The organism is Aminobacter sp. BE322 (assembly GCF_050433525.1).
Lineage (GTDB): Bacteria > Pseudomonadota > Alphaproteobacteria > Rhizobiales > Rhizobiaceae > Aminobacter.
Genome location: NZ_JBNPXB010000015.1, coordinates 18,702 through 41,273, shown reverse-complemented (window position 1 = coordinate 41,273; position 22,572 = coordinate 18,702). Strand labels below are relative to the sequence as shown.

The following is a 22,572-nucleotide window of genomic DNA, read 5'->3' as shown; positions in this document are numbered from 1 at the left end:
GGTTCATATATAGAACGTATATGGAGTTGCCAAGAGCCGCGCTGAAGACACCTCTGTTCGAGATGGTTTGCCCACCGATGGTCCATGGGAGCGCGCCGCTGTCTCGAGCGCGAACCCACCGCACCTCGGAAAACACAATCGCCCCCTTCGCGGCGCGAAGGAGGCGAGGTGCAACAAGTCGATCTGCCGCGATCAGACGTCCAGGTTGGCGACGCTCAGCGCGTTCTCCTGGATGAAGTCGCGGCGCGGCTCCACTTCGTCGCCCATCAGGCGGGCGAACAGCGAGTCGGCGTCGGTCGCATCGGTCACTTGCACCTTGAGCAGCGAGCGCACGTTCGGGTCCAGCGTGGTCTCCCACAGCTGCTCGGCGTTCATCTCGCCGAGGCCCTTGTAGCGCTGCATGGTCAGGCCCTTGCGGCCCGAGGCAAACACGGCGTCGAGCAGCGCGAGCGGCCCCGCCAGGGTTTCCGAGTTCTCCTTGCGGCGCAGCACCGGCGGCTGGTTGTAGACCTCGCCGAGGCGCGCCGCATAGCGGTCGAGCGCGCGCGCGTCGGCCGAGTTGATCAGGGCCATGTCGAGCTGCACATGCTCGGTCACGCCGCGCAGCGTGCGCTTGAAGACATAGCCGCCGGGGCCTTCGTTGGATGTCGACACCTCGCCGCTCCAGCCGCGCTCGATGTCCTCGGAGATCAGGTCGAGGCGCTTGGCGATGGCTTCGGCCATGTCCTTGGCGCGGCCGAGATCGCTGAAGATGTCCGGGTTGAGTGCGCCGGCGATCGCCGCCTGCTCGACCACGGGGCGCGAATAGCGCGTGTGCAGCCCGTCCATCAGCGTGCGCACGCCGAGCGCGTCGGACACCGCCGTGCGCAGGTCCTGGCCGACGCGCACCTCGCCGTTGGCGAGCGTCAGCGACGCCTCGTCCAGGCCGACATCGACCAGGTAGTCCTCGAAGGCGCTCTCGTCCTTCAGGTATTGCGAGCTCTTGCCGCGCGTCACCTTGTAGAGCGGCGGCTGGGCGATATAGAGGTGCCCGCGCTCGATCAGCTCCGGCATCTGGCGGAAGAAGAACGTCAGCAGCAGCGTACGGATGTGGGCGCCGTCGACGTCGGCGTCGGTCATGATGATGATCTTGTGGTAGCGCAGCTTGTCGGCGTTGAACTCGTCCTTGCCGATCGAGGTGCCGAGCGCGGTGATCAGCGTGCCGATCATGTCCGACGACAGCATGCGGTCGAAGCGGGCGCGCTCGACGTTCAGGATCTTGCCGCGCAGCGGCAGGATCGCCTGGTTCTGGCGCGACCGGCCGCTCTTGGCCGAGCCGCCTGCCGAGTCGCCCTCGACGATGAAGATTTCGGACTTGGCTGGATCGCGCTCCTGGCAGTCGGCCAGCTTGCCCGGCAAAGACGTGATGTCGAGCACGCCCTTGCGGCGGGTCAGCTCGCGCGCCTTGCGCGCCGCCTCGCGGGCGGCGGCGGCTTCCACCACCTTGCCCACCAGCGTCTTGCCTTCGGAGGGATGCTCTTCCAGCCAGGTGCCGAGCGCCTCGTTGACCAGGCTTTCGACCACCGGGCGCACTTCCGACGACACCAGCTTGTCCTTGGTCTGCGACGAGAACTTCGGGTCCGGCACCTTCACCGACAGCACGGCGGTCAGGCCTTCGCGGCAGTCGTCGCCGGTCAGCGTGACCTTTTCCTTCTTGGTCAGGCCGGAGCTTTCGGCATAGCCGGTCACCTGGCGCGTCAACGCTCCACGGAAGCCGGCGAGGTGGGTACCGCCGTCGCGCTGCGGGATGTTGTTGGTGAAGGCCAGCACGTTCTCGTGGTAGCTGTCGTTCCACCACATCGCCACTTCGACGGTGATGCCGTCACGCTCGGCCTTGATGGCGATCGGCTTCTCGATCAGCGGCTTCTTGGCGCGGTCGAGATACTTCACGAACTCGATCAGCCCGCCGTCATAGAGCAGTTCCTGCACCTTCACGTCCGCATGGCGCTTGTCCGACAGCACGATGCGCACGCCGGAATTCAGGAAGGCCAACTCGCGCAGGCGGTGTTCCAGCGTGTTGTAGTCGAACTCCACCATGGTGAAGGTGTCGGGCGAGGGCAGGAAGGTCACTTCCGTGCCGGTCTCGTCGCCGGCCTGGCCGATCACCTTCAGCGGCGCAACGGCATTGCCGTGGCTGAAGGTCATCTCGTGGACCTCGCCCTTGCGGCGGATCTTGAGCTTCAGCCACACCGACAGCGCATTGACCACCGACACGCCGACGCCGTGCAGGCCGCCCGAAACCTTATAGGAGTTCTGGTCGAACTTGCCGCCGGCATGCAGCTGGGTCATGATCACCTCGGCGGCGGAAACGCCTTCCGAGGGATGGATGTCGGTCGGAATGCCGCGGCCGTTGTCGGTCACCGTGCACGAGCCGTCGGGGTTCAGCGTCACCGTCACCAGCGTCGCATGCCCGGCCAGCGCCTCGTCGATGGCGTTGTCGACCACCTCATAGACCATGTGATGCAGGCCCGAGCCGTCGTCGGTGTCGCCGATATACATGCCGGGGCGCTTGCGGACGGCATCCAAGCCCTTCAAAACCTTGATGGAATCTGCGCCGTACTCGGCCTGGGCGCCGGGAAGGTTCTCGGACTGGTCGCTCATGAAGATCTTTCGTCTGACTGCCGCGGAAGGACGCGGCAGAATCGGCCCCGAATCGCACGCCCACTAGTCCCCGAGATATAGGGGTTAAGTGTGACTTTTCCAAGTTTTACGGGGGTTTTGGGCGGGGATAACGGGCTTTGGCGAGCCGCCGCCGCCGCTGTGCGGGCGGCGGTTGCGAGCCTTCGAAACGTGCCCATCGCCACTCGGGACCGTCGGCAGCCCAGATCGGTGCGGGGCGGCTGTCGCCGCCCCGTTGTCATGCAGAGCAGTCAGGCAGCCCTGAGCGGCCTCAGCGCCTCGCTCCAGCGATGCAGTTCGTCCAGCATCGTCCTGGCGCTGTCCTTGACCAGGTCGTTGGCCTTGAACTCGCCCTCCTCGTCGAGGTGCTGCGCGAAGGCGGGAATCGCGATCGCCTCGGGGATCGGCATGATCTTCAGCGTCGTCAGCAGCATCTTTTCCGACTGCACGGCGCGCAGGCCGGCGGAGACGCCGCCATAGCTCAGGAAGCCGGCCGGCTTGTAGTTCCACTCGCGCGCCAAATAGTTGACGGCGTTGACCAGTGCGGGCGCAGCGAAGAAGTTGTATTCCGGCGTCACGAACACGAAGGCGTCGCCGGCCTTGATCGCCTCGGACCATTTCTTCGTGTGTTCGTTCTCGTACTGGCCGAGCCTCGGGTGCTTGGGCTCGTCGAACATCGGCAGGCCGAAGGCCTCGATGTCGGTGATGACGGGTTCGAACTTGCCGTGCTCGCGCACATAGGCCTCGAACCAGCGGGCGAAAACGGGTCCGACGCGGCCGGGGCGGGTGCTGGCCACGATGATATTGAGCTGGTGTTTCAAGATTTCAGTCCTTGGTGGGCAGGTATCCAATGGTGACCAGCGAGACATAGGCGCCGGAACCATCCAGTTGCAAGAAGGCACCTTTCGGTAACTGGATCACGTTCCGGTAATCGGGCCGGTAATCAGCGCCTTCTTCTCGGCGATCTCGGCCGCGAGGAAATCGGCCACGCTGCGGATCAGCGGGTCGTTGCGCCGGCTCTCGTGCCAGCACAGCCAGAACGGGCTTGGAAAGCTGCCCAGCGCTTCGCATCGCACCAGTTCGGTCGAGCCATGCGCGGCAATCGCGGGCAGGGCGGCGAGCCCGAGCCCGGCTTCGGCGGCGGCGAGCAGTCCCGGCAGCGAGTTGGAGCGCAGCGCGATCCGTGCCGGATCGGCCCGCTTTTCCAGGAGCGCCACCGGTCCGGCGGCCTGGATCGCGCCTTCGCCGGCGATGACGGGGAAGCGGGCGATGTCCGCCTCGTTTTCGGGCATCCCGGCGGTCCCGGCCAGCGACCTGGCCAAGTAGATCGCCCACACCGAATCCGGCAGCCTGCGCCGCACGATGTCGTCGCGCTCGTCGGCACCGCCGGCGCGAAGGGCGATGTCGGCTTCGCCCTTGCCGAGGTCGAGGCGGCTGTCTGTGGCGATGATCTCGGTTGCGATTTCGGGATAGGCCGCGCGCAACCGGGAAATGGCGGGCGCCAGCAGCAGGCGCGCGGTCAGCTCGGTGCCGGTGATCCTGACCCTGCCCGAGAGTGCCCGCTTGCGCGCCGCGACCTTTTCCTCGAGCCGCGCCGCAGCCTCCTCGGCGGCTCTCGCCAGGTCGAGCACGGCGCGCCCCTCCTCGGTCACGCTGTAGCCCGACTGCCGGCGGTGGAACAGCTCGATGCCGAGCGCGTCCTCCAGCGCCTTGATGCGCCGCGCCACCGTTGTCTGGTTGACGCCGATGGTTGCCGCCGCCTTCAGCGTCGAGCCGTGGCGGGCGGTGGCGATCAGGTAGCGCAAATCGTTCCAGTCGAACATCGCCTATCCTGCACTTTCGCAGAACCGTTCTGCAAGTGGCGCAATTGCCCGGCGACGCGCCGTCGCGATAGACCGCCCCGAACCCGCACGATCCCGGGAGCCGGAACGCGCCCGTGTCTTCCCCCGTGCCATCCTCCCCTGGAGCCCGTCATGCTGAACCAGACCCCCGCCAAGACCGTCGTCCGCGCCTATGTCGAGGCGATGAATTCGGGCGATTTTCCTGCTCTCGCTTCCCTGTTCGCACCCGACGCCGTCATCCATGGCGTGCTCGGGCACGGCACGCTCGACTTTGCCCTGCCGATCTGGCGCGAGCTGCACGATTGCCTGGCGATGCGCCTCGAGGTCCTCGACATGGTCGAGGAGGGCGACAACGTCGTCGTCCGCTTCCGCGAGACCGGCAAGGCGGTGGCCCCCTTCCGCGGCATGCCGGCCACCGGCAGGAGCTTCGAGCTGACGGCGATCGAATGGTTCACCGTCGCCGACGGCCGCATCACCCGGCGCTGGGGCATCCGCGACAGCGGCCATCAGGCCCGCCAGCTCGGCTGGAGCGCCTGAGTGCCGTTCGGCCGCATGGACGCCCGCTTGTCGCGTTACTACATTGTAGGAACAAGCGGAGCCGTCCATGGACACCAATCCAGCCCCCTTCGTGCCGCCCGCGCCGATACCGCGTGCCACGCCGCCGTCGACGCTGGAGATGATGCGCATCGTCTACCGCAACCCGCTCGAGCTGTGGGGCGAGCCCTCCTATAACGAACCCTGGATCTCGGTGTCGGGCATCGGCGGCCCGCTGGTCATCGCCAACGATCCCGGCCTCATCCGCCACGTGCTGGTCGACAACGCCAAGAACTACAAGATGGCGACCGTCCGCCAGATGATCCTGCGCCCCATCCTGCGCGACGGGTTGCTGACGGCCGAGGGCGACGTCTGGAAGCGCTCGCGCAAGGCCATGGCGCCGGTCTTCACCCCGCGCAACATCTTCGGCTTCGCCCGGCCGATGCTTGCCCGCACCCTCGACTTCGTCAAACGCTACGACGAAGCCGCCGGCCCGGTCGATGTCGCCCAGGACATGACCATGCTCACCTACGAGATTCTCGCCGAGACGCTGTTCTCCGGCGAGATCGCCGGCGAGGCGGGCAGCTTCGGCCACGAGATCGACCGGCTGTTCGAGACCATGGGCCGCGTCGACCCGCTCGACCTGCTGCGCGCGCCCGAATGGCTGCCGCGCATCACCCGCATCCGCGGCCGCAAGACCATGGCCTATTTCCGCAAGATCGTCACCGACACGGTGGCGATGCGCAGCGATAGGCTGGCCCGCGATCCCGCCGGCGCCCCGCAGGACTTTTTGACCCTCTTGCTCCGCGCCGAAGGCCCCGACGGCCTCTCGCGCCAGGAGATCGAGGACAACATCATCACCTTCATCGGCGCCGGCCACGAAACCACGGCCCGCGCGCTCGGCTGGACCATCTACTGCCTCGCCGAAGCGACCTGGGAGCGCGAGCGCATCGAGCGCGAGGTCGACGCGGTGCTGGCCCACGAGCCGGACCCGGTGAAATGGCTCGACGCCATGCCGCTCACCCGCGCCGCCTTCGAGGAGGCGCTCCGGCTCTATCCGCCGGCGCCGTCGATCAACCGCGAGCCGATCGCCGACGACGAGTACAAGGGGCTGAAGATCCCGAGGAAAGCCCAGGTGCTGGTCATGCCCTGGACTGTCCACCGCCATCGCAAGCTGTGGGACCGGCCCGAGGCGTTCTTGCCCGAGCGCTTCCATCCCGAGAACCGGGACAGGATCGACCGCTACCAGTACCTGCCTTTCGGCGCCGGCCCGCGCGTCTGCATCGGCGCGAGCTTCGCCATGCAGGAGGCGATCATCGCGCTCGCCATCCTGTTGTCGCGCTACCGCTTCGACGTCCTGCCCGAGACCAAGCCCTGGCCGGTGCAGAAGCTCACCACCCAGCCGCAGGGCGGCCTGCCGATGCGGGTGACCAGGCGCTGAGCCTGCGAGGCGGCAGCCGCAGCCCGAAGCTCACTCGCCCGGCTGTCCCGGCGCCAGCGCTTCGCGCCTTTTTTCCAGGAAGCGACGGACGGCAGGGTCGGTCTCGAGCCCGATGGCGACCAGATAGGCCTTGCGGGCCAGTTCGGCGTCGCCGGTGAGCGACAAAAGCTCGGCCCGCGCCGCCCAGTAGGGCTGGTATGTGTCGAGCCTCGTGTCGCCGATCGCATCGAGCAGCCGCAGGCCCTCGGCCGGCCGCCCGGCATAGGCGGCCGCGACCGCGTGGTTGACCGCGGCGACCGGCGACGCCGAGATCGCCAGGAGCGCGGCATGGAGGGTGGCGATCGCCGGCCAGTCGGTGCAGCCGGTGAAGCGGCGCGCCGCATGTACCGACTGGATCGCCGCCTCGATCTGGTAGCGGCCAAGCGCGGCGAATGGGCCGGCGCGCATGATGAGGGCGTCGGCCTCTCCGGCAAGGTCGGCATCCCACAGGCGCGTGTCCTGCTCGCTCAGCGGCACGAATTCGCCGGCGGCGTCGCGCCTCGCCTCGCGGCGTGCCTCCGCGTGCAGCATCAGCGCGAGAAGGCCGAGCGCTTCCGGCTCGTCCGGCATCTGTTGCACCAGCAGCCGGCCGAGCCAGATCGCCTCGGAGGCGAGGTTGCGGCGGCGCGATTCCGAGCCGGCGGCGTCGCCCCAGCCCTCGGAGAAGGCGGCATAGGTCGCCTCCAGCACCGCCTGCAGCCGCCCGCCGAGTTCTGTCCTGTCGGGAATGCGGAAGGGAATGCCGGCCTGCCGGATGCGCGCCTTGGCGCGCACCAGCCGCTGCCCCATGGCAGCCGGCGAGACCAGGAAGGCGGAGGCGATGGTGGCCGCGTCGAAGCCGAGCAGGGTCTGCAGGATCAGCGGCGCACGCACGCCCGGGTCGAGGGCGGGATGGGCGCAGGCGAAGATCAGGCCGAGGCGCTCGTCGGGCAGGTCGTCATGCACGGTCTCGGCCTCCGTTTCCTCGCTCATCAGCCTGAGGTGCGGCAGAGCCGCCTGGCGCGTGGCGCGGCGGCGATGCTGGTCGGCCGCGCGGCGGCGCGCGACGCTGAGCAGCCACGCTTCCGGTCGGGCGGGAACGCCCGTCTCCGGCCACCTGGCGAGTGCTGCGGCAAAGGCGTCGGCCAGCGCGTCCTCGGCGCCGGCGACGTCGCGCGAGCGCGCGGCAAGGAAGGCGACCAGCTTGCCGTAGCTCCGGCGGGCGGCCGCTTCCGCCGCCGCCCGGGCCTCGTCCGCCGCCTCCGGCATGGCTAGCGGGTCGGCCAGACCGGCCGCACCTCGATGGTGCCGTTGCTGGCGGTAGGGCAGCGCGCCGCCCAGTTGAGCGCGGCGTCGAGGTCGGGCGCCTCGATGACGTAGAAGCCGCCGAGTTGCTCCTTGGTCGCGGCGAAGGGGCCGTCGAGCACCTGCGTCTTGCCGTCGCGCACGCGCACGATGGTCGCGTTGGACGTCGGCTGCAGCCGCTCGCCGGACACGAGCGCGCCGGCCTTGATCAGCGCCTCGTTGTAGGCGGCGTAGGGAGCGCTCATCTGCTTCACCGCTTCGGGGGAGGGAACGTCGCCGGACACCTCTTCGGCATGGATGAGAAGCACGTATTGCATGGTGGTCTCCTGTGTTTGCCAGGGCCGCGTCGTCGCGGGCCGAACGGATGTCGTCCACGCCCGGGGGATTTCGACATGCGGACGGAAATTTTTGCAAGATGGCGGCGCAAGGGCGCGGCTGGTCCGGCGAAAATCCTGCGCTGGCGCGCCCGAGATGCTTGAGAAGCCGGCTCGGCGCATGTCAAATCCCCCGCTTCACATGCAGGGGGGGACGAACATGTACAAGCTCTACACCCGCGCCGGCAGCGGCGGGTTCGTGGTCGAGGCGGCGCTGGAACTCGCGGGCGCGCCGTTCGAACGCATCGATGTCGCCAAGGGCGCCGATCCCGACGAGCGCTTTGGAGAGGTCAGCCCGCTCCGCCAGGTGCCGGCGCTGGTGCTGCCGGATGGCGAGGCGATGACGGAATCGGCCGCCATCTGCCAGCTGATCGCCGAGCGCTATCCCCATGCGCGGCTGGCGCCGGCCTCCGACGGAACCGGGCGCGCCGATTTCCTGCGCTGGATGGCGTTCATGACATCGGTGGTCTACCCGGCGATCCTGCGCATCTACTACGCGTCGCGCTATACCGCCGACGCGGCGGGCGCGGGCGCGGTCAAGGCCGCGGCCATCGCGGAACTGGACCGCGGCTTCGGCATCGTCGAACAAGCGCTTGCAGGCCGCCGCTGGCTCGCGGGCGAGCGCATGTCGGTCGCCGACGTCTACCTGCTGATGCTGGTCTACTGGCACCCCGAAGCCGGCAAGGCGGATGCCGCCTGGCCCAACATCGCCCGGCTGTGCGCGATGCTGAAGGACGTGCCGGTGATCAAGGACCTGAACGTCCGCCACGAATTGTGGTGAGGCCGCCGCGGCACCCGTCCGGGGCGCGCCCCGGGAGGCGCGCCAATGCGTTGCCCGGCCGAGGCCCCAGGGGTGCACGGCGTGATGATGCGGCTGCTGTGGGGTGTGCCGGGCTTGCGCCGCCTGGCAGGCGTTTGCCTTACAGGCGGGAGGCAGCAGCCCGGCGTTCGCCGCGCAGCGTAGTGCTGCGGTGGTCGCTGGCCGGCCGCGCGATGCGGCTGTCGTGACGTCCGGTAACGGTCATGATCAGTGGATCGTCACGCGGGTCTTGAGCTGGTGGGCGCGGCGCGCGCAGGCCGGCCCCGGGCCGCGCATGTAGTGGCGCTCGGGGCGGTAGGTTGGAGCGATGAATTCGCGGAACGCCACGGCGGCGTGAGAGAGTTGGTTCCAGATAGCCATTGTTCTTATCCCTGTCCCTTCGGAAGCCCGTTCCGAATGTGGAAGCGATCATAGCCGTCGGTCGTGAATCTTCGGTGAACGCGATGTTAATCTTCGTGTGAAAATGCGCCCGATCGGGGCTGAATTGCGTTCTTTTCTGGGCATTTAGGCCGGATCGGGCGGCAATGGTTAAGATGTGCCTTTTCGACCACACAAGTAACCGCGGATTGCCGCGAAACTATCCACAGGTTTCGAGCGCAGGTTACAAATAGAAGCGTATTCGCACCCTTCCGGCGAGCTTGGCGCGGCTGCGGGAGGTTCTAGCCGAGGAAGGTCACATCACGCGTTGCCGATCAGCACGCCCGCCGCAAGGACCAGCCCGCCGCCGAGCACCACCTGGAAGGCGGCGCGCAGGAACGGCGTCTCCATGTAGCGGTTCTGGATGAAGGCGATCGCCCAGAGTTCCACGAACACCACGGCCGCCGCCACGGTCGTCGCCGTCCAGAAATGCGGGATGAGGTAGGGCAGCGCGTGGCCGAGGCCGCCGATCGCCGTCATGATGCCGGAGGCGAGGCCGCGCTTGAGCGGCGAGCCGCGCCCGGACAGCTTGCCGTCGTCATGGGCGGCTTCGGTGAAGCCCATCGAGATGCCGGCGCCGACGGAAGCCGACAGGCCGACCAGGAAGGTCTGCCAGGTGTCCTGCGTGGCGAAGGCCGCGGCGAAGATCGGCGCGAGCGTCGACACCGAGCCGTCCATGAGGCCGGCGAGGCCGGGCTGCACATAGGTCAGGATGAACTGCCGCCGCTCGCCTGTCCGCTCCTCTTCCCTGACGTCCTCGGGCACGTGCTTGAGGCCGAGGCGATGGGCGAGCGATTCATGGCCCTGCTCGGCCGCCGCCAGGTCGCCCAGCAGCTTGCGGGTCGAGGCGTCCGACGTGCGCTTCGCCGCCTCGATGTAGAAGCGGTGGGCCTGCCGCTCCATCTCCTCGGCCTGGTCGCGCACCTTGTCGATGCCGAGCGGGCGCACCAGCCAGTCGGGCTTGCGCTCGTAATAGCCGCGCACATGCTCGCGCCGGATCAGCGGGATGCGCTCGCCGAAGCGCTTGCGGTGGAGCTCGATCAGCGCGGCGCGGTGGCCATCCTCCTCCTCGGCCATGGCGTCGAACATCTTGGCCGATTGCGCAAACTCGTCGCGTAAGCCGTCGGCATAGGCGCGGTAGATGCGGGCGTCGTCCTCCTCCGACGAGATGGCGAGCGCCAGGATCTCCTGCTCGGAAAGGGAATCGAAGGCGCGGCGGCCGAAGCCGAAGACACGGGATAGCATGCTGATTCCTCAGTTTAGAATTATTCTAAACTAGATGGGGACTGGCCGGCGGTCAATGCGCCAGCGCCGCAACAATTTTCCGCTTCATGGTCCAGCCGGGCAACGCCATGACTTGTTATAGCCTCACCTGTGCTTATATAGGCTAACCTTACCCTATAGAGAAAGGTTCCCCCATGGCGGCCAGGCAGCAAGCCCATCGCATCGACCCCAAGCCCGTGCTCGAGCTGATCGCCAGCCTCGAGGCGGACCTGCAGCGCCTCAGGAAGATGCTGGAGCCCGCGCCGGAGAAATTCGATCCGGACAACCCGCTCAACAAGGCTACCGACGGCAAGCTGACCGAGCAGGGGGTCGAGTGCTGCTACCGCATGTTCGACGAGGGCAAGTCGCGTTATTCGGTGGCGCGTGCCATGAAGATCTCGTTTGCCGCCGCCACCCACCGCTTCAATGCCTGGCGCAAGGCCGGCGGCGAGAAGCGGCAGCGGGCGTTGCTGGGCTGATTTGCCCTACGACGGCTTCGACAGCGAAAAGACGTCGAGGCCGTCGACATCCCTCTCGATGCGCCGCCAGCCGCGCCCTTCATAGAAGCCGGCCTTGGCCGGCTCGGCGCAGAGATAGACCGTCCCGAAGCCTTGCCGGAACGCTGCCTCCGCTGCTGCCCGCACCAGGGCCGCGCCGATGCCCGCCTTGCGCGCCGCCTCGTCGACCCAGACGGCCGCCACCCAGGGTGTGTAGTGCGGGCGGGCGTCGAGGTCGTCGTCGATCAGATGGGCGGTGCCGAGGAAGGTGTCGCCGTCATGGGCGACGAGCGCCATCGGGCGGCCGGCGGACGTCAAACTCTCGTCGACCAGCCCTTGCAGGTGATCGAGCCCGAACCCCTGGTCGCGCCACCAGGCGTTCCAGACACGCTCGGCCACCGTCGAAGCAAATTGCGGCCTGTCGCGAAGATCGGATATGGAATAATTCTGGCTGCGGCGATCCGGCATGCTTGTTTCCGTCGGCTGGTCTTTCGGCTGGTGGAATAGGGATGACCGGGCAGCGGTCCAACAGCCAGCTAGACCATTCCACGGAGCCAGACATGACCCTCGAATCCTGGCAGTTCTGGGCGGTGCTTTCCGCCGTCTTCGCGGCCCTGACGGCGATCTTCGCCAAGGTCGGCGTCGAGAACGTCAATTCCGACTTCGCCACGCTGATCAGGACCGTGGTCATCCTTCTGGTTCTGGCGGGGATCGTGACCGCGACCGGCCAGGCGCAGGCGCTGGGCACGATTTCGGGGAAGACCTATGCCTTCCTGGCTCTCTCGGGTCTCGCCACGGGGGCTTCGTGGCTGTGCTATTTCCGCGCCCTGAAACTGGGCAACGCCGCGCAGGTTGCGCCGATCGACAAGCTAAGCGTCGTTCTTGTCGCGGTGTTTGGCGCCGTCTTTCTGGGCGAGCGTCTTGGCCCGGCGAACTGGCTCGGCGTCGCGCTGATCGCGGCGGGGGCGGTGCTGGTCGCCTACAAGGCCTGAGGGGGGAACCGCCTTGGTGGCGGCGTCGATGCGGGAGATGAAGGCGTCGAAGCGATGGGGCATGGCTGGTGCTTTTGCCTTTGTTAGCGAATCGCTATGCCGATCCGCGGCCGCGATTACCGTCCCGCACTATGGCAAAGCCATGGCAGAGCCGATCACAACCTTTTGCAAGCCGGCGCTCGCCGTGCCAAACAGAAGCCAAGGGCCGTCACCCTGAATCGGACGGCAAGCGGGGCTCGGTGCAGACAGGCGAAAACAGGCGGGTTTATGTGGTCGGGCAGACCGAGATCGCGGCGCGGCCGCTCGATCCGGCGCTCTATCTGGTCGCCACCCCGATCGGCAATCTCGGCGACATCACCCTGCGCGCGCTGGAAACGCTTGCGGCTGCCGATCACGTCGCCTGCGAGGACACGCGCGTCACCCGCGTGCTGCTAGACCGCTACGGCATCCGCCAGCGGCCGACCGCCTATCACGAGCACAATGCGGCCGAGGCCGGGCCGCGGCTGATCGAGGCGCTGGAGAGCGGCAGGAGCGTGGCGCTGGTCTCGGACGCCGGCACGCCGCTGGTCTCCGACCCCGGCTTCCGGCTGGTCGAGCAGGCGCAGGCGCACGGCATCCGCGTCGTGCCCATCCCCGGCGCGTCCGCCGTGCTCGCCGCGCTGACCGCGTCGGGCCTGCCGTCCGACGCCTTCTTCTTCGCCGGTTTCCCGCCGGTCAAGGACGGGCAGAAGCGGTCGCGGCTGGAAGAGCTGAAGGCCGTGCCCGGCACGCTGATCCTGTTCGAATCGCCGCGCCGGCTCGCCGACACGCTCGCCGCCATGGCCGACGTCCTGGGCGACCGGCGGGCGGCGATCGGCCGCGAGCTCACCAAGGCCTTCGAGGAGATCCGCACCGGCACGCTGGCCGAACTCGCCGCGCATTATGCCGAGGCCGACACGCCGAAGGGCGAGATCGTCATCTGCATTGCCCCGCCCGAGGCGCGCACCGAAACGGTCGAGGACATCGACAAGTTGCTGGTGTCGCTGGCCAAGGAGATGCCGGCATCGAAGGCCGCGGCGGAAGCCGCGCGCATGACCGGCCGGCAGAAGCCTGTGCTCTACCGCCGCCTGCTCGAACTCAAGGAAGGGGCGGGTGACTGACCGGCTCGCCCGGCAGAAGGCGCACAGCCGCGGCCACCGCGGCGAATGGCTCGCCGCCTTTGCCCTGAGGCTCAAGGGATTTCGGATCGTCGCCCGGCGCTACAGGACCAAGCTCGGCGAGATCGACCTGATCGCGAGGCGCGGCGACCTCGTCCTCATCGTCGAGGTCAAGTCGCGGAAAACGCTGCTCGAGGCGATGGATGCGCTGGCCTATGGCTCCGAGCGGCGCATCGAGGCGGCGGCCGATCTGTGGCTGGCGCGCCAGCCCGACTACGGCAAGCTCTCGGTACGCTTCGACATGGTGGCGGTGCTGCCCCGGCGCTGGCCGGTGCATGTCGAGAATGCATTCCAGGGGCGCAACTGAGCATGGCGCGCCGCGCGCCCGATTGGACGCGCAAGGGCGCTCCAACTCCTTGAGCCTGTGCATCGTGCTTTGCGAAAATCGGTGCCGATTTTCGGGCCGATGCGGCAGGGCCTTTACGCTGGACGCCAATGCCCTTAACAGGCCTCGCAACGCCCGCGGCGCGGGCAATCGCGTTTCGCGTCGCGCAAGGACGCCCGAACTCCTGGAGAGAGCAATGACCCTTCCCGACCGGCTGAGCATCGACCCGCGCAGCCCCTTCTTCGACGGCGAGGCGCTGGAGCGCGGCGTCGGCATCCTGTTCAACGGCCGCGAGCGCGAGGATGTCAGCGAATATTGCGTCAGCGAGGGCTGGATCCGCGTGCCGGCCGGCAAGTCCAAGGACCGCTTCGGCCAGCCGATCACCATCAAGCTCAAGGGCACCGTCGAGCCTTTCCCGAAGCCGTGAGGTAACGGACCGGCGCGGCTCACCATGCGGCGGGACGTCAGCCGGTGATGTCGAAGCCCGGCGGCACGTCCTGCTGCTCGGCCGCTTCGGCCACGACGTTCGTCACCGCCGCGCCGCGCGGCCCGACCCACAACGCCTCCAGCATCGCCTCGACCGCCTTGTTCGGGCCTGAGATCAGCGCCCGCACCGAGCCGTCGCGCTCGTTGCGAACCCAGCCGCGCAGGCCGAGCCGCTGCGCTTCCCGCAGCGTCCAGACCCTGAAGCTGACGCCCTGCACGCGCCCGGTGACGCTCACCAGCAGCGTGCGGTAGGTGTCGTTCATAGCTGCCTCCTGCCAGGCGTAAGACATGCCCTGCCGACCGGCAGTGCGCTCGGGGCGGCGGCAGGTTCCGAAGTTGGCCTACCCGCCCAGTCCCTCGAACAGCACCGTCGACAGGTAGCGCTCGGCGAAGGAGGGGATCACCACCACGATGTTCTTGCCGGCGTTCTCCGGCCGCGAGCCGACGACCACCGCCGCCTGCAGCGCGGCACCCGAGGAGATGCCGACCGGAACGCCTTCCAGCCGCGCCACCAGCCGCGCATTGGCCACCGCCTCCTCGTTCGACACCTTGACGATCTCGTCGTAGATCGTGGTGTCCAGCACCTTGGGCGCGAAGCCCGCGCCGATGCCCTGGATCTTGTGCGGGCCAGGCTGGCCGCCCGAAAGCACCGGCGAACCCTCCGGTTCCACCGCCACCACATGCAGCGACGGCTTGCGGCCCTTGATCACCTGGCCGACGCCGGTGATGGTGCCGCCGGTGCCGATGCCGGCGACGAGGATGTCGACCTCGCCCTGCGTGTCGTTCCAGATCTCCTCGGCCGTGGTCTGGCGGTGGATTTCCGGGTTTGCCGGGTTCTCGAACTGCTGCGGGATGACGGCGTTGGGGATGGTCTGCACCAGCTCCTCGGCCTTGGCGATGGCGCCCTTCATGCCCTTTGCGCCTTCGGTCAGCACCAGTTCGGCGCCGAGCAGCGCCAGCATCTTGCGGCGCTCGATCGACATGGTCTCCGGCATGGTCAGGATCAACTTGTAGCCCTTGGCCGCAGCGGCGAAGGCGAGCGCGATGCCGGTATTGCCCGAGGTCGGCTCGATCAGCGTGCTCTTGCCGGGCGTGATCCGGCCGGAGGCCTCGAGCGCCTCGACCATCGCCACGCCGATGCGGTCCTTGACGCTGGCGATGGGGTTGAAGAATTCGAGCTTGGCGAGCAGGTTCGCCGCCACGCCCCGTTCCTTGGCGAACTTGTCGAGCCTGACCAGCGGCGTGTCGCCGATCGTCTCGGTGATCGAACCGTAGATGCGCCCGCGGCCGGGTACGCGCGTGGGGGTGACGGGCTTGTTCATACGGTTCGCTCCCTGCCTGGATGACGCATTGCCGGCGACGAAGATAGGGTGTCGCCGGGCAGATTCCGAGTGGGCCGCATCCTGATTAGCGGCATCGCACGGAAATGCGTTTCCGCGAATGCGCCGACATTGGAATGAGATTCTCGGAACACCCTTACTGGCGGGTGGCGATCGCTGCCGCGGCACCCACCATGAAGGCTGCCGCGGTGCGGTTCAGCGCCTTCAGCGCCCTGGGCGTCTTCAGGAACCAGCGCGCCTGCGAGGCCAGCGCCAGATAGGGCACCAGCACCAGGAGCAGTACCACGACGGTGATCGCCAGGAGGATGCCGTAGTCGGCCGGCGTCACCGACCTAAGGTCGATCACCGTCGGCGTGATCGCCAGGTAGAAGATCATCGTCTTGGGGTTGCCGAGCGTCAGCGTCAGTCCGGCCAGCAGGCTGGAGAGGAACCCGTCCTTGCCCTTGCGCGCCTCGATCGTCTCGGGCGTGATGCCGCTGGTCCAGAAGCTCCAGGCGAGATAGGCGAGGTAGGCGACGCCGAGCCACTTGATCGCCAGGAACACCAAGCCGAAGGTCTGCGCCACCATGGCGAGCCCCAGCACCACGGCGGTGAGATAGGTCAGGTCGCCCAGCACCAGCCCGAGCGACATGGCGAGCGACGAGCGGAAGCCCGAGCCGAGCGCCCGGGCCACGAGTGCGGTCACGCCGGGGCCGGGTATGGCCGCGGCAATGGCGAGCGCGCCGCTATAGGCGAGAAATCCTGCAAGCGTCATCGGGATAGCCTGGATGTCGGTTGATCGCCGGCTCTATGACACAAATGCCGTTTCCAGGAAATGTCGCGTCGCTTGGGCCAGCGATCACATTTTGCCGAAATCGCCGTTTCGGTCATCGACATGTCACACTTGCTCGTGTACCCGCACGGTCCCGCTGTGGCCTCATTGGTCAGGCCGCCCGTTCACGCAGCAAAATTCAGGATATTCAGATGCGACCGGCATACGGCGGCATAGACTTCGGCACTTCCAATTCCACCGTCGGCGTCATCGAGAACGGCCGCCCGCGCCTCGTCGCGCTCGAGGGCGAGAGCGTCACCCTGCCGTCGGCCATCTTCTTCAACTTCGAGGACGACAACACCGCCATGGGCCGCCAGGCCATCGGCGAATACACCGACGGCGCCGAGGGCCGCCTGATGCGCGCGCTGAAGAGCGTGCTCGGCTCGTCGCTGGTGCACGAGAAGACCCGCATCAAGGCGCGCCAGATCGCCTTCACCGACATCATCGGCATGTTCGTCGGCCACCTCAAGGACAAGCTCGAAGGCCATGTCGGCGAAGCCGTCGAGAACGTCGTGCTCGGCCGCCCCGTCCAGTTCGTCGACGAGGACGCCGAGGCCGACGCCGCGGCCCAGGGCGAGCTCGAAAAGGCCGCCCGCAAGCAGGGCTTCAAGCATATCGACTTCCAGTTCGAGCCGATCGCGGCCGCCCTCGACTACGAGCGCACCGTCAGCCGCGAGGAACTGGCGCTGATCGTCGACATGGGCGGCGGCACCTCCGACTTCTCCATCGTCCGCGTCTCGCCCGAGCGCGCCGCCGCGCCGGACCGCAAGGCCGACATCCTCGCCAACCGCGGCGTTCATATCGGCGGCACCGATTTCGACCGCCTGCTGTCGATCGCCCATGTCATGCCCGAGCTCGGCTATCTCTCGCCGACCAAGGACGGCAAGCGCAACCTGCCCGCCGGCTACTTCATCGACCTCGCCACCTGGCAGCGCATCAACCTGCTCTATACCCCCAAGGCCAAGCTCGACCTGCGCCAGATCCGCTTCGAGGCGGCCAGGCCCGAACTCGTCGACCGCATGATCGAGGTGGTCGAGCAGCGTTTCGGCCACGCGCTCGCCACCCGGGTCGAAAAGGCCAAGATCGAGCTCACCGACGCCGACCGCGCCACCGTCGGGGTCGATCTGCCGGCTGCGCATTTCTCCGCTTCCTTCACCCGCGGGCAGCTGGAGGACACGATCCGCACTGAGGTCGGCCGTGTCACCGCCACTGTTGCCGACACGCTGACCGAGGCCGGCGTGCGCGCCGAGGACATCACCGCCGTGTTCCTGACGGGCGGCTCGACCGCCATCCCGCTGGCACGCCAGAGCATCCTCGAACTCGTCCCCGGCGCCAAGGTGGTGCAGGGCGATGCCTTCGGCAGCGTCGGGATGGGGCTCGCGCTCGATGCCCAGCGCAAGTTCGGCTGATTGGACCCGCGTCGAAGCATGATCTTGCGCCGGGTCGAGCCCGGCGCTTCATGAAGCGAAGCAGCGGCGGCTATGAAAGGTCGGCGTCGAGGCGCCGTTCGAGTTCGACCAGGTCCTGCGGCAGCGGCAGGCCTTGCGCGCGCAGCTCGGCGAGCTTCTCGCGGATCTGTTCCTGCAGCTCGTGGGCGTCCTCGGGCTGGTTGACCATCTCCTGAAACAGGACCGCGATCTGGGCCTTGATCTGTTCGAGCGCCATCTGGGTCTCCCCTGGCTGTGCGGCTATCGCAGCATGCGCGAAATAAGCTGCGCCGTATAGTCCACCATCGGCACGATTCGCGCATAGTTGAGCCGGGTCGGGCCGATGACGCCGAGCGCGCCGACGACGCGGGCGTCCTTGTCGCGATAGGGTGCGACCACCAGCGACGAGCCCGAAAGCGAGAACAGCCGGTTTTCCGAGCCGATGAAGATGCGCACGCCGGAGCCTTCCTCGGCGAGGTCGAGCAGCTGGATCAGCCCGTCCTGCGTCTCCATGTCCTCGAACAGGTGCTTGAGCAGCTCGATGTCGGCCTGGGCGGTGACGTTTTCGAGCAGGTTGGCGCGGCCGCGCACGATGAGGCGGGCCGGCAGGCCGCTGTCGGCCCCGGCCCAGACGGCGAGGCCCTTCTCGACCAGCTGCTGCGACAGCGTGTCGAGCGCCGCCTTGGTCTCGTCCTTGAGGCGGGCGATCTCGGTGCGCGCCTCGGCCAGCGTGCGGCCGCGGATATGGGCGTTGAGGAAGTTGGTGGCCTCCTGGAGTTGGGACAGCGTGACCCCCAGCGGTAGCTCTACGACGCGGTTCTCGACGTCGCCGTTCTGCGACACCAGCACCACGAGCGCCCGCGACGGCTCCAGCTGGATGAACTCGATGTGCTTGAGCGGCACCTCGTTCTTGGTGGCGAGCACGAGGCCCGCGCCGCGCGACAGGCCCGACAGCATCTGGCTCGCCTCGGTCAGCATGTGCTCGAGCGAGGCGCCGTCGCCCGAGGCCTTGACCTGGGCGTCGATGGTGCGGCGTTCCTCGTCGGAGAGGTCGCCCAGTTCCATGAAGGCGTCGACGAAGAACCTGAGGCCCTTCTGCGTCGGCAGGCGGCCGGCGGAGATGTGCGGCGCGTAGACGAGGCCGAGATGTTCGAGGTCGCTCATGACGTTGCGCACGGTGGCCGGCGACAGCGACGAGGGCAGCATGCGCGACAGGTTGCGCGAGCCCATCGGCTCGCCGTCGCGCAGGTAGGATTCGACGATGCGCCGGAAGATGTCGCGCGAGCGCATGTCGAGGGATTGCAGGCTGGGGTCGGTAACCGCTTTGGTCATCTTCTTCTTGGTCTCCGCCCCAGATGATATAGACAGCGCCGGCCCGAACACAACCGTTGCCCGGCTTGCCTGTTTTCCTTTGCGCTCCCGTGGGCATGGGGCTACAAGCCGGCGACATCTGCCAAATTCCTGAGAAAGAACCCGCATGCGCCCCTCCAAACGCCAGTTCGACGAAATGCGCGCCATCTCCTTCGAGCGCAACGTGTCCAAGCACGCCGAAGGCTCGTGCCTGGTCAAGTTCGGCGACACGCATGTGCTGTGCACGGCGAGCCTGGAGGAGAAGGTGCCGGGCTGGATGCGCAATTCCGGCAAGGGGTGGGTCACGGCCGAATACGGCATGCTGCCGCGTTCGACCGGCGAGCGCATGCGCCGCGAGGCCTCTTCGGGCAAGCAGGGCGGCCGCACGCTGGAAATCCAGCGCCTGATCGGCCGCAGCTTGCGCGCCGTCGTCGACATGCAGGCCCTGGGCGAGCGCCAGATCACCGTCGACTGCGACGTGATCCAGGCCGATGGCGGCACCCGCACGGCGTCGATCACCGGCGCCTGGGTTGCCCTTCACGATTGCCTGCGCTGGATGGAAGCACGCCAGATGGTCAGCGTCGAAAAGGTGCTGAAGGACCATGTCGCGGCGATATCCTGCGGCATCCATGACGGCCAGGCGGTGATCGACCTCGATTATCTCGAGGATTCCTCGGCCGGCACCGACGCCAACTTCGTCATGACCGGCAAGGGCGGCATCGTCGAGATCCAGGGCACCGCCGAGGGCGTTCCGTTCTCGGAGGAAGAGTTCCTGCAGCTGATGGGCCTGGCCCGCAAGGGCATCGCGCGGCTGGTCAGCCTGCAGCAGATGGCGGTGGCGTAAGCAACGAAGGCGATGACGTCGCACCTGGTCACCCCCCTCTGGCCTGCCGGCCATCTCCCCCGCAAGGGGGGAGATCGGCAGCTCAACTGCGGGCGATCCTGTTGCGATTTCGACGTTGAGGCGGTGCGGCTGCCACAGCCAATCTCCCCCCTTGCGGGGGAGATGGCCGGCAGGCCAGAGGGGGGTGTCTAGGTGCAACCCTCCGCCATCCTCGAATCCGCCCTCTACGTCTCCGATCTCGACGCCGCGGAGAAATTCTACGGCGGGGTGATGGGGCTGACGCGGATCGCCAGGGTGGAGGGACGGCACGTATTCTTCCGCTGCGGCCAGGGCGTGCTTTTGCTGTTCAACGCCGACGCCACCCGCCAGCCGCCGAAGCCGGACGCGAGGCTCCCGGTGCCGCCGCACGGCACGACCGGTCACGGGCATCTCTGCTTTGCCGGCACCGCAAGCGAGATCGAAGACTGGAAGATGAGGCTCGAAGGCGAGGGCATCGCCATCGAAGCCGATTTCGAGTGGCCCAACGGCGGCCGCTCCATCTATTTCCGCGATCCCTCGGGCAACTCGCTCGAGATCGCCGAACCGAGAATCTGGGGACTTTGATGCGTGAACTCGCCGACAGGAAGATCGTCATCGCCAGCCACAACGCCGGCAAGCTGCGCGAGTTCGCCGACCTGATGGCGCCGTTCGGCTTCGAGGCCAAGTCGGCCAGGGAATACGGCCTGCCCGAGCCCGACGAGACCGGCACGACCTTCGAGCAGAACGCCTTCATCAAGGCGCATGCCGCGGCCGAGAAGACCGGCCTGCCGGCGCTTTCCGACGATTCCGGCCTGGTCGTCGACGCGCTCGACGGCGCGCCCGGCGTCTACACCGCCAACTGGGCCGAGAAGCCCGACGGCACGCGCGACTTCGGCATGGCCATGCAGCGCACCGAGGACGCCATGCAGCAGCGCGGCGCGACCCGGCCCGACCAGCGCAGCGGCCGCTTCGTCGCCGTCATCTGCCTCGCCTGGCCCGATGGCCACGCCGAATATTTCCGCGGCGAGGCCGAAGGCACGCTGGTCTGGCCGCCGCGCGGCGAAATGGGCTTCGGCTATGACCCGGTGTTCCTGCCCGAGGGCTTCGACAAGACCTTCGGCGAGATGAGCGCCGAAGAAAAGCACGGCTGGAAGCCGGGCCAGCCTGATGCGCTGTCCCACCGTGCCCGCGCCTTCCAGAAGTTCGCCCGCGCCAAGCTCGGTTCGGCCTGATTAGATGCTGGTATTCGACCGTTCGTGCGGCAACGCACCCGCACCCCTAACCCCTCCCCACAAGGGGGAGGGGGATTGTGGCGCGGCCATCTTGGCTGGGCAGTCCACTTATGTGCCTGCGAAAAGCTGGAGGGCGCGCAGCAAAAGTCCCCCTCCCCCTTGTGGGGAGGGGCTAGGGGTGGGGGTACTGCCGCCACACACCACCCTGATGGGCACCGCACTATGACCTTCGACCGCTCGCCCGGCTTCGGCGTCTACGTGCATTGGCCGTTCTGCGCGGCCAAGTGCCCCTATTGCGACTTCAACAGCCATGTCCGCCACCAGCCGGTCGACCAGCAGCGCTTTGCCCGCGCCTTCGCCACCGAGCTCGCGACCATGCGCGCCCGCACCGGCCCGCGCGAGGTGACCAGCATCTTCCTCGGCGGCGGCACGCCGTCGCTGATGCGGCCCGAGACGGTCGGCGCCGTGCTCGACGCCATCGCCGCCAACTGGACGGTGTCGGCCAACGCCGAGATCACGCTGGAGGCAAACCCCTCGTCGGTCGAGGCCGAGCGCTTCCGCGGCTATCGCTCGGCCGGCGTCAACCGCGTGTCGCTCGGCGTCCAGGCGCTGAACGACGCCGACCTGCGCTTCCTCGGCCGCCTGCACAATGTCGAGGAGGCGCTGCACGCCATCGGCCTTGCGCGCGAGATCTTCCCGCGCCTGTCCTTCGACCTGATCTATGCCCGGCCCGGCCAGAAGCCCGACGCCTGGGTGGCGGAACTCACGCAGGCGATCGGCTATGCCGTCGACCATTTGTCGCTCTACCAGCTGACCATCGAGGAAGGCACGCGCTTCTTCCAGCTCTACAATGCCGGCAAGTTCGAGATCCCCGACGGCGAATACGCGGCCGAACTCTACGCCATCACCCAGGAAGTGACGGCGGCGCATGGCCTGCCGGCCTACGAGATCTCCAACCACGCCAGGCCGGGCGCCGAGAGCCGGCACAACCTGACCTACTGGCGCTACGGCGAATATGTCGGCGTCGGCCCCGGCGCGCATGGCCGCTTCGTCGAGGACGGCCGCCGCATCGTCACCATCGCCGAGAAGCTGCCCGAGCGCTGGGCCGACCTGGTCGAGGAGAGGGGCCACGGCATCGTCGGCGGGGAGACGCTGACGCGTTCCGAGGAAGCCGACGAGTTCCTGCTGATGGGCCTCAGGCTGGTCGAAGGCATCGACCTCGCCCGCTACGAGCAGCTTTCCGGCAAGTCCTTGTCCTCGGCGCGGCTGTCGATCCTGCAGGGCGAGGGGCTGGTGGCGCCGATCGGCAATTCGCGCCTGCGCGCCACGCCCGAGGGCATGATCGTGCTCGACGCGGTCGTCGCCGATCTCGCGCGCTGACGT

26 protein-coding genes are annotated in these 22,572 nt (G+C 67.8%); 13 read left to right on the top strand and 13 right to left on the bottom strand.

The window, feature by feature from the left end; genetic code table 11:
• Positions 1-192 precede the first annotated feature (192 nt).
• The 3 genes from gyrB to J2X50_RS19005 form a co-directional block, all read right to left on the bottom strand.
• Entirely contained in the window at positions 193-2,640 is a 2,448-nt protein-coding gene (gene gyrB, locus J2X50_RS19015) for a DNA topoisomerase (ATP-hydrolyzing) subunit B (RefSeq protein ID WP_429097366.1), read from the bottom strand.
• A gap of 269 nt (positions 2,641-2,909) precedes the next feature.
• Entirely contained in the window at positions 2,910-3,479 is a 570-nt protein-coding gene (locus J2X50_RS19010) for an NADPH-dependent FMN reductase (protein WP_429097364.1), read from the bottom strand.
• A gap of 96 nt (positions 3,480-3,575) precedes the next feature.
• Positions 3,576-4,481 carry a LysR family transcriptional regulator gene (locus J2X50_RS19005; protein WP_429097362.1) on the bottom strand — a complete coding sequence of 302 codons (906 nt, stop codon included), beginning with the start codon at positions 4,479-4,481 and terminating at the stop codon, positions 3,576-3,578.
• Between the two features lie 150 nt (positions 4,482-4,631).
• On the opposite strand from J2X50_RS19005, the gene J2X50_RS19000 reads away from it, so the two are divergent.
• Together J2X50_RS19000 and J2X50_RS18995 are read left to right on the top strand one after the other, a co-directional pair.
• Positions 4,632-5,036 (top strand): ester cyclase, encoded by a 405-nt coding sequence (locus J2X50_RS19000; RefSeq protein ID WP_429097360.1) that lies wholly within the window; start codon positions 4,632-4,634, stop codon positions 5,034-5,036.
• 67 nt (positions 5,037-5,103) lie between these two features.
• Positions 5,104-6,474: a cytochrome P450 gene (locus J2X50_RS18995; protein ID WP_429097359.1), complete on the top strand. Its 1,371-nt coding sequence runs from the start codon at positions 5,104-5,106 to the stop codon at positions 6,472-6,474.
• Between the two features lie 30 nt (positions 6,475-6,504).
• Here J2X50_RS18995 and J2X50_RS18990 read toward each other — a convergent pair whose 3' ends face one another.
• On the bottom strand, positions 6,505-7,761 hold the full coding sequence (locus J2X50_RS18990) for an RNA polymerase sigma factor (protein WP_429097357.1): 1,257 nt from the start codon (positions 7,759-7,761) through the stop codon (positions 6,505-6,507).
• Positions 7,762-7,763: 2 nt separating this feature from the next.
• The gene (locus J2X50_RS18985; protein ID WP_429097355.1) at positions 7,764-8,114 is read right to left on the bottom strand and encodes a YciI family protein; all 351 of its coding nucleotides are present in this window, start codon (positions 8,112-8,114) and stop codon (positions 7,764-7,766) included.
• Between the two features lie 217 nt (positions 8,115-8,331).
• Here J2X50_RS18985 and J2X50_RS18980 point away from each other — a divergent pair, with 217 nt between their 5' ends.
• Complete coding sequence (locus tag J2X50_RS18980; RefSeq protein ID WP_429097353.1) at positions 8,332-8,952, top strand: glutathione S-transferase family protein; 621 nt, start codon at positions 8,332-8,334, stop codon at positions 8,950-8,952.
• Positions 8,953-9,198: 246 nt separating this feature from the next.
• Here the strand turns inward: J2X50_RS18980 and J2X50_RS18975 are convergent, their stop codons facing one another.
• Together J2X50_RS18975 and mbfA are read right to left on the bottom strand one after the other, a co-directional pair.
• Positions 9,199-9,351, bottom strand: coding sequence for a hypothetical protein (locus J2X50_RS18975; RefSeq protein ID WP_340036037.1), 153 nt, complete (start codon positions 9,349-9,351; stop codon positions 9,199-9,201).
• A gap of 318 nt (positions 9,352-9,669) precedes the next feature.
• Positions 9,670-10,653 carry an iron exporter MbfA gene (mbfA, locus tag J2X50_RS18970; protein WP_429097352.1) on the bottom strand — a complete coding sequence of 328 codons (984 nt, stop codon included), beginning with the start codon at positions 10,651-10,653 and terminating at the stop codon, positions 9,670-9,672.
• 173 nt (positions 10,654-10,826) lie between these two features.
• On the opposite strand from mbfA, the gene J2X50_RS18965 reads away from it, so the two are divergent.
• Complete coding sequence (locus tag J2X50_RS18965; protein ID WP_429097351.1) at positions 10,827-11,150, top strand: hypothetical protein; 324 nt, start codon at positions 10,827-10,829, stop codon at positions 11,148-11,150.
• Between the two features lie 6 nt (positions 11,151-11,156).
• Here the strand turns inward: J2X50_RS18965 and J2X50_RS18960 are convergent, their stop codons facing one another.
• A complete protein-coding gene (locus tag J2X50_RS18960; protein ID WP_429097350.1) occupies positions 11,157-11,636 on the bottom strand; it encodes a GNAT family N-acetyltransferase in 480 nt (159 codons plus the stop codon).
• Positions 11,637-11,728: 92 nt separating this feature from the next.
• Between J2X50_RS18960 and J2X50_RS18955 the strand changes: the two genes are divergently transcribed.
• The 4 genes from J2X50_RS18955 to J2X50_RS18940 all read left to right on the top strand — a co-directional run bounded on the left by J2X50_RS18955 (position 11,729) and on the right by J2X50_RS18940 (position 14,108).
• The gene (locus J2X50_RS18955) at positions 11,729-12,160 is read left to right on the top strand and encodes an EamA family transporter (protein ID WP_429097348.1); all 432 of its coding nucleotides are present in this window, start codon (positions 11,729-11,731) and stop codon (positions 12,158-12,160) included.
• Between the two features lie 239 nt (positions 12,161-12,399).
• On the top strand, positions 12,400-13,299 hold the full coding sequence (rsmI, locus tag J2X50_RS18950; RefSeq protein WP_429097346.1) for a 16S rRNA (cytidine(1402)-2'-O)-methyltransferase: 900 nt from the start codon (positions 12,400-12,402) through the stop codon (positions 13,297-13,299).
• Positions 13,292-13,663 carry a YraN family protein gene (locus J2X50_RS18945; protein ID WP_429097344.1) on the top strand — a complete coding sequence of 124 codons (372 nt, stop codon included), beginning with the start codon at positions 13,292-13,294 and terminating at the stop codon, positions 13,661-13,663. Before rsmI ends, J2X50_RS18945 begins: the two co-directional genes overlap by 8 nt.
• Positions 13,664-13,877: 214 nt before the next feature.
• A complete protein-coding gene (locus J2X50_RS18940; protein WP_340036046.1) occupies positions 13,878-14,108 on the top strand; it encodes a DUF3297 family protein in 231 nt (76 codons plus the stop codon).
• A 37-nt stretch (positions 14,109-14,145) separates the two neighbouring features.
• Here J2X50_RS18940 and J2X50_RS18935 read toward each other — a convergent pair whose 3' ends face one another.
• The 3 genes from J2X50_RS18935 to J2X50_RS18925 all read right to left on the bottom strand — a co-directional run bounded on the left by J2X50_RS18935 (position 14,146) and on the right by J2X50_RS18925 (position 16,261).
• Positions 14,146-14,430, bottom strand: a complete 285-nt coding sequence (locus J2X50_RS18935; RefSeq protein WP_429097342.1) for an acylphosphatase — start codon at positions 14,428-14,430, stop codon at positions 14,146-14,148.
• 78 nt (positions 14,431-14,508) lie between these two features.
• Positions 14,509-15,489 (bottom strand): cysteine synthase A, encoded by a 981-nt coding sequence (gene cysK / locus J2X50_RS18930; RefSeq protein ID WP_429097340.1) that lies wholly within the window; start codon positions 15,487-15,489, stop codon positions 14,509-14,511.
• A gap of 154 nt (positions 15,490-15,643) precedes the next feature.
• Positions 15,644-16,261 carry a LysE family translocator gene (locus J2X50_RS18925; protein WP_429097338.1) on the bottom strand — a complete coding sequence of 206 codons (618 nt, stop codon included), beginning with the start codon at positions 16,259-16,261 and terminating at the stop codon, positions 15,644-15,646.
• Between the two features lie 209 nt (positions 16,262-16,470).
• Here J2X50_RS18925 and J2X50_RS18920 point away from each other — a divergent pair, with 209 nt between their 5' ends.
• Positions 16,471-17,727 carry an Hsp70 family protein gene (locus J2X50_RS18920; RefSeq protein ID WP_429097336.1) on the top strand — a complete coding sequence of 419 codons (1,257 nt, stop codon included), beginning with the start codon at positions 16,471-16,473 and terminating at the stop codon, positions 17,725-17,727.
• Between the two features lie 70 nt (positions 17,728-17,797).
• Here J2X50_RS18920 and J2X50_RS18915 read toward each other — a convergent pair whose 3' ends face one another.
• Positions 17,798-17,983 carry a hypothetical protein gene (locus tag J2X50_RS18915; protein ID WP_340036051.1) on the bottom strand — a complete coding sequence of 62 codons (186 nt, stop codon included), beginning with the start codon at positions 17,981-17,983 and terminating at the stop codon, positions 17,798-17,800.
• Between the two features lie 23 nt (positions 17,984-18,006).
• Entirely contained in the window at positions 18,007-19,077 is a 1,071-nt protein-coding gene (gene hrcA / locus J2X50_RS18910; protein ID WP_340036052.1) for a heat-inducible transcriptional repressor HrcA, read from the bottom strand.
• A 145-nt stretch (positions 19,078-19,222) separates the two neighbouring features.
• Here hrcA and rph point away from each other — a divergent pair, with 145 nt between their 5' ends.
• The 4 genes from rph (at position 19,223) to hemW (ending at position 22,569) form a co-directional block, all read left to right on the top strand.
• Positions 19,223-19,939, top strand: a complete 717-nt coding sequence (rph, locus tag J2X50_RS18905) for a ribonuclease PH (protein WP_429097334.1) — start codon at positions 19,223-19,225, stop codon at positions 19,937-19,939.
• A gap of 192 nt (positions 19,940-20,131) precedes the next feature.
• Entirely contained in the window at positions 20,132-20,542 is a 411-nt protein-coding gene (locus J2X50_RS18900) for a VOC family protein (RefSeq protein WP_429097332.1), read from the top strand.
• The gene (gene rdgB / locus J2X50_RS18895) at positions 20,542-21,189 is read left to right on the top strand and encodes an RdgB/HAM1 family non-canonical purine NTP pyrophosphatase (protein WP_429097330.1); all 648 of its coding nucleotides are present in this window, start codon (positions 20,542-20,544) and stop codon (positions 21,187-21,189) included. Before J2X50_RS18900 ends, rdgB begins: the two co-directional genes overlap by 1 nt.
• A gap of 222 nt (positions 21,190-21,411) precedes the next feature.
• On the top strand, positions 21,412-22,569 hold the full coding sequence (hemW, locus tag J2X50_RS18890; RefSeq protein ID WP_429097328.1) for a radical SAM family heme chaperone HemW: 1,158 nt from the start codon (positions 21,412-21,414) through the stop codon (positions 22,567-22,569).
• Positions 22,570-22,572 lie beyond the last annotated feature (3 nt).